Source organism: Aestuariicoccus sp. MJ-SS9 (genome assembly GCF_032586235.1).
Lineage (GTDB): Bacteria > Pseudomonadota > Alphaproteobacteria > Rhodobacterales > Rhodobacteraceae > Aestuariicoccus.
In genome coordinates this window covers 1-7,113 of record NZ_JAWHTD010000085.1, presented here as the reverse complement: position 1 = coordinate 7,113, position 7,113 = coordinate 1, and the positions used below count along the sequence as shown (strand labels likewise).

The 7,113-nt window shown below is 57.8% G+C and carries 5 protein-coding genes and 1 pseudogene; 2 read left to right on the top strand and 4 right to left on the bottom strand.

Annotated features, from left to right (window positions below):
* Positions 1 to 136 precede the first annotated feature (136 nt).
* Both RXV88_RS22825 and RXV88_RS22820 read right to left on the bottom strand, forming a co-directional pair.
* Positions 137 to 409, bottom strand: a pseudogene (locus RXV88_RS22825) (GNAT family N-acetyltransferase); the annotation flags it as partial.
* Between the two features lie 208 nt (positions 410 to 617).
* On the bottom strand, positions 618 to 1,208 hold the full coding sequence (locus tag RXV88_RS22820) for a histidine phosphatase family protein (protein ID WP_316295990.1): 591 nt from the start codon (positions 1,206 to 1,208) through the stop codon (positions 618 to 620).
* A 309-nt stretch (positions 1,209 to 1,517) separates the two neighbouring features.
* Here RXV88_RS22820 and RXV88_RS22815 point away from each other — a divergent pair, with 309 nt between their 5' ends.
* Both RXV88_RS22815 and RXV88_RS22810 read left to right on the top strand, forming a co-directional pair.
* On the top strand, positions 1,518 to 2,915 hold the full coding sequence (locus tag RXV88_RS22815; protein WP_316295989.1) for a pyridoxal phosphate-dependent decarboxylase family protein: 1,398 nt from the start codon (positions 1,518 to 1,520) through the stop codon (positions 2,913 to 2,915).
* A gap of 281 nt (positions 2,916 to 3,196) precedes the next feature.
* Positions 3,197 to 3,466 carry an exonuclease domain-containing protein gene (locus tag RXV88_RS22810; RefSeq protein WP_316295987.1) on the top strand — a complete coding sequence of 90 codons (270 nt, stop codon included), beginning with the start codon at positions 3,197 to 3,199 and terminating at the stop codon, positions 3,464 to 3,466.
* Positions 3,467 to 3,807: 341 nt separating this feature from the next.
* Here RXV88_RS22810 and RXV88_RS22805 read toward each other — a convergent pair whose 3' ends face one another.
* Both RXV88_RS22805 and RXV88_RS22800 read right to left on the bottom strand, forming a co-directional pair.
* The gene (locus tag RXV88_RS22805; protein WP_316295986.1) at positions 3,808 to 5,802 is read right to left on the bottom strand and encodes a calcium-binding protein; all 1,995 of its coding nucleotides are present in this window, start codon (positions 5,800 to 5,802) and stop codon (positions 3,808 to 3,810) included.
* 271 nt (positions 5,803 to 6,073) lie between these two features.
* Positions 6,074 to 6,973: a calcium-binding protein gene (locus RXV88_RS22800; protein WP_316295985.1), complete on the bottom strand. Its 900-nt coding sequence runs from the start codon at positions 6,971 to 6,973 to the stop codon at positions 6,074 to 6,076.
* Between the last annotated feature and the right edge of the window lie 140 nt (positions 6,974 to 7,113).

The window sequence follows — 7,113 nt, the reverse complement described above, 5'->3', positions numbered from 1 at the left end:
CATCCTCCACCGCGCCGGACGCCCGACCGGCTTCGATCGTCTTGGTCAGAAGCCACTCGGCGCCTTCCTCGCCGATCTCATACAAACGTCGCGCGCCTGTATTGTTGCTGGCGACGATTACGCTCATACGGGACAGGCCGCAGGATTGTCCGATTTCGTCGGCCAAGTCGAGCAGCCGGGACCCGATCCCCTTTCCCCTGTGCTCGGGGTAGCTGGCCAGAACATTCACGTACCAGCTTTGCAGAGCCAGGTTTTCTAGTTCTTGCAAAGGCCGAAAGAGCGCCGGGAAATCGTCGCCGATCGGCTCTGGTTCGTTTCCGATTTCATACCCCGTGAGGCCTGCAACCGCACCGTCGCCGTAGTCCACGACCACGATCTTGCCTTCGCGGGCCTTCTCGGCTTGCCGCATGCGTCCCACATCCCAAGGGTCTTGCCCTTCGCTCGCGAGACCAGTCCAGACGTGGAGAGGCAGGCCTTCTCCCGCGAAATTCACGAGCTCGGCCAGCTGGGCCGCGTCTGTTTCTCGCGCCCACCGCAAAGGCGGGTCCAGTTCCAAGTTCATCCTATCGAGGCCCCCTGTCTCTGGCTTCAAGCATCTTGCACACAATAGGGTCGATCTACGGCACTGCGATCTCGTCAACAGAACCATCTTCGCGCATGACGAAAAAGGCTTCATTTGGCACAGGCAGGTTCACTGTTTCCTGTCGCCCCAGACCGGCATGCAGGCCGCGCAATACCCGCCCCGAAATCCCATGCGTGACGAGAATCTTGATCGACGCATCGGCACCGCCCAGGTCTCGCAGGAATGCAGCATTGCGCTGCCGAAAGCTTTCAAAGCTCTCGCCGTTGGGCGCGTTGAAAAACCACTCCCCAGGTGGGGCAGACGTGCGGGCCTCTGGCCAGCCCTGATCGATCTCGGCGATTGTCAGGCCATCCCATTCCCCAAGGTTCACTTCGGCCAGCCTTTCATCTTCGATCACGCTGGTCGCGTTGTGCAGAGAGTTGGCAATGATCCCTGCGGTCTGGGCCGCGCGACCGAGTGGGCTGGTAAAGATCAACGCCGTGGAACTGCCGATGTCTTCCGCGAGTCTTTGCCCGATCTTTGAGGCCAGGCTTCTTCCGGCATCGGTCAGCGGCGCATCCCCTTGTCCTTGGATGCGTCCCTGGAGGTTCATCTCCGTTTGACCGTGGCGCACCAAGTAGATCATGAGTCTGGCCCTCTCCGACGCTTAGAACCCTGGTGAAACTGTTCTTACTGGGATCGCTTCGGTCAAGTTCGTTTTGGGCTCGTTGCCGTCCATCGCTGCGCTGCGGACGAATGTCCGCTGGCACCCGGAGCAGCCGTAGACCTCAGCACCGCGGTCCGGCAGCTTGGCGGACGAAGCCTCCTTTCGCTGCATCGGATCGAATGTCGGCGTTCCTGCTATGTTAACACTGGTATTGATGACAATCTAAGCCCGACACTTGGAAACGACCGGCCAGGTCCCGCTCGTAAGTGATCCAAAAGGAATTGAGTTATGGACTGGGATGAGTTTGCAGGCTGGAGCAAGGAAATCGCCGACTGGGGCGCAAGGTATCACAAGACCCTAAGAAGCAGGCCTGTACGCGCGCAAACCAAACCGGGCGAAATCGCGGTCCAGCTTCCTAAATCACCGCCAAATCACCCAGAGGAAATGGCGACGATCCTTCAAGACTTCGACGCCATCATCATGCCAGGCATGACGCATTGGCAGCACCCAAGATTTTTTGCCTATTTCCCGGCTAATGCAACGCCGCCGTCGATGCTTGCAGAACAGCTTGTCAACACCGTGGCAGCGCAATGCATGCTTTGGCAGACATCTCCTGCGGCAACCGAGGTCGAGGCCGTGATGGTGGATTGGTTGCGCCAAGCATTGGGCCTGCCTGACGGCATATCCGGAGTGATTCAGGACAGCGCGTCATCGGCCACGCTTTCTGCGGTACTGACCATGCGCGAAAGGGCCACAGGATTTACAGGTAACCGGACGGGCCTTTCAGGGCGCGGACAACTGCGTGTCTACTGTTCGGATCAAGTGCATACCTCGATTGATCGCGCCTGTTGGGTGGCTGGGATCGGTCAGGACAACCTTGTCAAAATTCCGGGCACCGGTCCGCTCTTTGGTATGGATGCAGCCCACCTTGATGCGGCCATCAGGGAGGACCTGGCGGCGGGTCACACGCCTGCCGGGATTATTGCGATCACCGGTGGGACTGGCGTGGGAGGCACGGATGACCTCGCTCCAATCCTTGAAGTTGCGCGTGCTTATGACCTTTACACTCATCTGGACGCAGCTTGGGCAGGCGCCGCGATGATCTGTCCTGAATTTCGGGACCGCTTTTGGCGCGGTGTTGAGGGGTTCGACAGCATCGTCTTCAACCCACACAAATGGTTGGGCGCGCAGTTCGATTGTTCGGTTCAGTTCCTTCGCAATCCGACGTTCCAGAGGAACACCCTGAAAATCGAACCCGAATATCTGAAGACCAGTGGCCATAAGGTGACCAACTATTCGGAGTGGACGATCCCGCTTGGTCGCCGCTTTCGGGCGCTCAAGCTGTGGTTCCTGATCAGATCCTATGGCTTGGAAGGCCTGCAAGCCCGTATCCGCAATCATGTCACTTGGGCCGAAGAACTGGCCGAGCAAATCCGTGCGCTTGATGGGTTCGAGATCGCGACAGAACCGATGCTCAGCCTTTTTTCATTCCGCTGTCCCGGCGATGACGCCACCCAGCAAAGACTGGTGGATGCGATCAACGATGACGGGCGCGTCTACCTGACGCAAGGCGCGTTTGAAGGTCGCAAGATTATTCGTGTTCAGGTTGGCCAGTTCGATACCGCTCGCGAAGACGTAATGATGGTACGCACTGTGGTCGAAGAGGTTTGGCAAGCTGTAAAATGAGGGTGCAGCCAGTGTTGGTGCGAGTTGAGTGATTGCGGACGTTCGTCACCAGCGCAGCATCAGGTAAGTTTGGGCTCGTTGCGGTCTTTCGCTGCGTTTTGCACGAAGGACGGCTATGGGCATCGGGCTTTTCACTGGCGGGAGCGCCTCGGTGTCTGCCTTTACAGCTTAATCAGACATTCAGCGTCTGGTTTCCACGATGCCAGAATGCAGGCATCTAGCTTTGCGGCGCGACAGGCCAGCAGTCTGGTAGGTCCGGGCTTTTCGGATACTTTGGATAAATGCCCTACGTCTTCTACGACACCGAAACCACCGGCACGGACACCACGTTCGACCAGATTCTGCAGTTCGCAGCGATCCGGACGGATGAGGACCTGAACGAGCTTGACCGTTTCGAAACCCGCCGCCGCCTTCTGCCCCATGTCGTCCCCGCACCAGGCGCCCTGCTGGCGACACGGGTGACGACAATGATGCTGACGGGCCCTAGCCTGCCAACGCAACATGACACTGAAACACCTGAAGCGCCTAAGGCTTCACTCCAACGCCTCTAGCACCATCAGGCCTTCATTAGGCCGGTATTTTGGCAAGTAGACAGATTTCTCAGAAAGATAAGCTAATAAAATTAAGTGCTTGAAGGGAGAGTCTGGCTGTGGACGCAGTCTTGAGCTAGCCAGTCTCCCCAAAATTTCCCTGCTAACAGGGATTTTTACAGGGAATATTGCAAATTTTGGCCCAAAAGACGAAACCCACTAAATTTTTATAAATTTTTTCAGATACTTAATGTAAAATTCCCTAAATATCAAAACAGGGAAATTCTTCCGCCGAGCAGGGACCAGTTTTCGAGAAAACAGGGAACGAAATTACCCTTGCACTCGCAGTGCAAGGATTTGTGCTATCCCTCCAGCAACATCACATCGGCCATTGTGAGAGACGCGCCATTGGCAAGGTCCACGAAAAGGGTGTTCTCACCCGTCGTGATCTCCACGCCACCCTCGAATAAGGCGATGTCCACCGGGTTCGCGCCTACACCATGCGATGGCGCGATAACCAGCGTGTCTTCTCCGACAGCGAAATCGGTTATGACGACCTCGTTTTCGTTGGAATAGAAGTAGTCGCGCAACTCCAGAACGAACTCATCCGCCCCTTCGCCGCCAGTCAAGGTATCCTCGGTCCACTTCGCATTGAGCGTATCGTTGCCGCTTCCGCCGTCCACTAGGTCGTTACCCCAGCCCCCGAAGAGCGCATCGTCACCCTCCCCGCCGCTCACTGTATCGTTGCCGAAACCGCCATAGATCGTATCACTGCCTGGCCCGCCAGCCACGCTATCGGCGTCCTGCCCCGCACCCACAATATCGTCTCCGTCGCCAGCATCGATCAGATCCGCGCCGCTGCGCGCGCCGATATGGTCGTCACCGCTGCCGGCAATCACGGTATCGTCGCCCTCACCAGACCAGAGTAGGTCGCGTGCTGAACCGCCGTCGATGAGGTCATTTCCGAGACTGCCGAAAAGCTGATCCTCGTCCAAACCGCCGAGCAACGTATCGTTGCCCGAGCCGCCCAAAATCCTGTCATTGCCTGGTCCACCCAAGACGCTGTCGGCACCCTCGCCCGCGGCGATATTGTCTCTGCCTCCGCCACCGAGGATCGTGTCGTCACCGGCGTCGCCAGTGAGGCTGTCATTGCCATCTCCGCCATCTATAAGATCGGCGGCGAAGGAGCCAGTCAGCACATCCGGACCATCCGATCCGGTCAGCGTTTCGGGCGCGCCCGACAACAGCGTCAGCGCGTAGTCTGGGTCGCCGTCAATTTCGAAACCGTTGACCTGATCGGCAATCACCGCAGCATAATAGGTGCCTGAGCTGTCTGGTGTGAAGACGTCCGATTCCAGTTCGATGCCGTAGCTCTGATCAAGCTCGTACAGGACGGTCCCTTCCGGATCGAGAAGCTGCAGCCGCGGCACGCCCTGCGAGCCACCCCAATATCCCTGTCCCTCGCGCGTCAAGATGAGTTTGTAAGACATCCCAACATCCAAGGTCAGCGCGAACCAATCCTCATCTCCGCCGATCACCTCGAAACGCGATGCGAATGTTTCATTGATCGCCAATGCCTGGGCCGTTTCTGGTGAATCGCCGATATCGGGCGGCTGCGGCACTTCTTGCAGTGTAACTGTATAGTCGTATGCATTCGCGAAATTCGTAAACGAAAAATCATGGAGGCCCGAGGCGCGGGCCAAAAAGCTGGGGTTAGGCTCGTTCGAATTGGCGCTTATGAATATCGATGGGCCATCCGTCTGTGGATACCCTTCACCCTCTAATCCAACGTAAGGCGCGATCGGAAGGTCGAACGTAAAGCGATAGACCGCTCCTTCGACCAGTGTCGCGGTGAAACCATCGGTATCATTCGGGCCATAAAAGTTCGACGCATATGGCACGCCCGGCTCGAGAACGACGCCGCTGTCGAAGGATGGAAGGTCGTTCTCGACGCGATTGAGCTCAACACTGTAATCGCCGGTGCCGAAAAAGGTCTCCAAATCCAGATAATAGAAGCCGCTTGTCTCGACGCTCAGCACCGCTACCGAAGTCGTCTCACCTTCGTCGATATATAGCGCCGAAACGCTGGGGTCGCCTGGAAAGTAAGGTGCATTCTCGTTATTTCCTACGAAGAGTTCGGCTCTGCCTTCAAAACCGCCGAATCCGACGACGGGCTCGGCCAACGTGAGGGTGGCCGTGTAGATCTCACCGCCCTCGAGTTCGACCCGGAACCAGTCTCGGTCGCCGTCCTGTCCAAAATTCGATTGCACCGGAGTGTCGAGGGGCAAAACCGCAGTTGTGGAAGTGTCGTTGGGGTGGTCCGCCGGCTCAGCTGCCTTGATCGATCGATACGTCATTCTTCCTCATTCGGTGCCGTCTATGGGAGTATCCTTCTTCGTGATAATATCCAAGGAATCCTCCCCCGCAAACTTGCCGGGTCCCATTGTTTCCAGCCTTTTTTAGCTGGGGAATGCAAATCAGGATCAGGCTCCAAAATACGCGTTCCTCCCCAAATCCAGCAGCGCTACGAACACGAGCCTGGAGCGCATGAAGGATTTAGCGTCGGTTAGATTGGTACGGTTAAAAGCCTCCCCGCAGCAACCGCCGCAGGGAGAAATCTGCTCTCCGTCAGAGGAACGTGAAGTCCTCCGCCGTCAGATTAGCCGCCGCCACGCCCTCGATCAGCACCGTGTGGCCCTGGTAGTCGATCAGTGCGCCCTCGGCGGTATCGGTGATGTTGAGCGCATCGACGTAGCCCTGAAGCCCCTTGCCCCCGTTGGAGATATTGGTCTCGCCCGTCTCGGGGTTCAAGATCCGGATCAGGAAGCTGTCGATGCCGTCCTCGAAGTCGGTGATAATGTCATTGTCGCCGTCCTTGAAGAAGTTGAATACGAAAACGTCAGCACCGTCACCGCCGGTCATCGTGTCGTCGCCGTCGCCACCGTTGATCGTGTCGTTGCCCAACCCGCCGTAGATGACATCGTCGCGGCCGCCGCCTGCCAGGAAATCGTCATGAAAACCGCCATCGACCGTGTCGTTTCCCTCTCCGCCCCCAATAATGTCATTACCAGGTCCGCCCAAAAGCCCGTCAGCCCCGGTGCCGCCACCAATTGAATCAGCGCCATTGCCGCCGTTGATTCCGTCGTCGTTGAAGCCTCCGCCGATCGTGTCTGATCCGCCGCCACCGAACAGCCCATCATTCCCCGGGCCGCCGCTCATAACGTCGTTGCCGGTGCCGCCTTCCATTTCGTCCGCTCCTAGGCCACCACCCATGGTGTCATCGCCGTTCCCCCCGACCATCCAGTCATCACCAGGCCCACCGCCCAGGCTGTCATCGCCGTCGCTGCCGGCGACAACATCGTCACCTCCAGAACCGGCGATGACATTGTTGCCGCCCCAGCCACCGGAAAGGGAATCGTCGCCGTCCAGTCCGAAGATGCTGTCGTTTCCTGAACCGCCGATGATTTGATCCGCGAAGAGCGTGCCGATCAGCAACTGGTCCTCCACGTAGGGCGGGTCCTGTTCCAACCACCACACCTCGTAGGAACTATCGGAGAAAAGAACGGTTTCCACCTCGAAAAGATCGACCGTACTGAACCACTACCGGCTGGCGCCGGTAGGATCGGCGATATGCTGTTCGAGGTACTGAAGTACGATGTCTTCGGTGA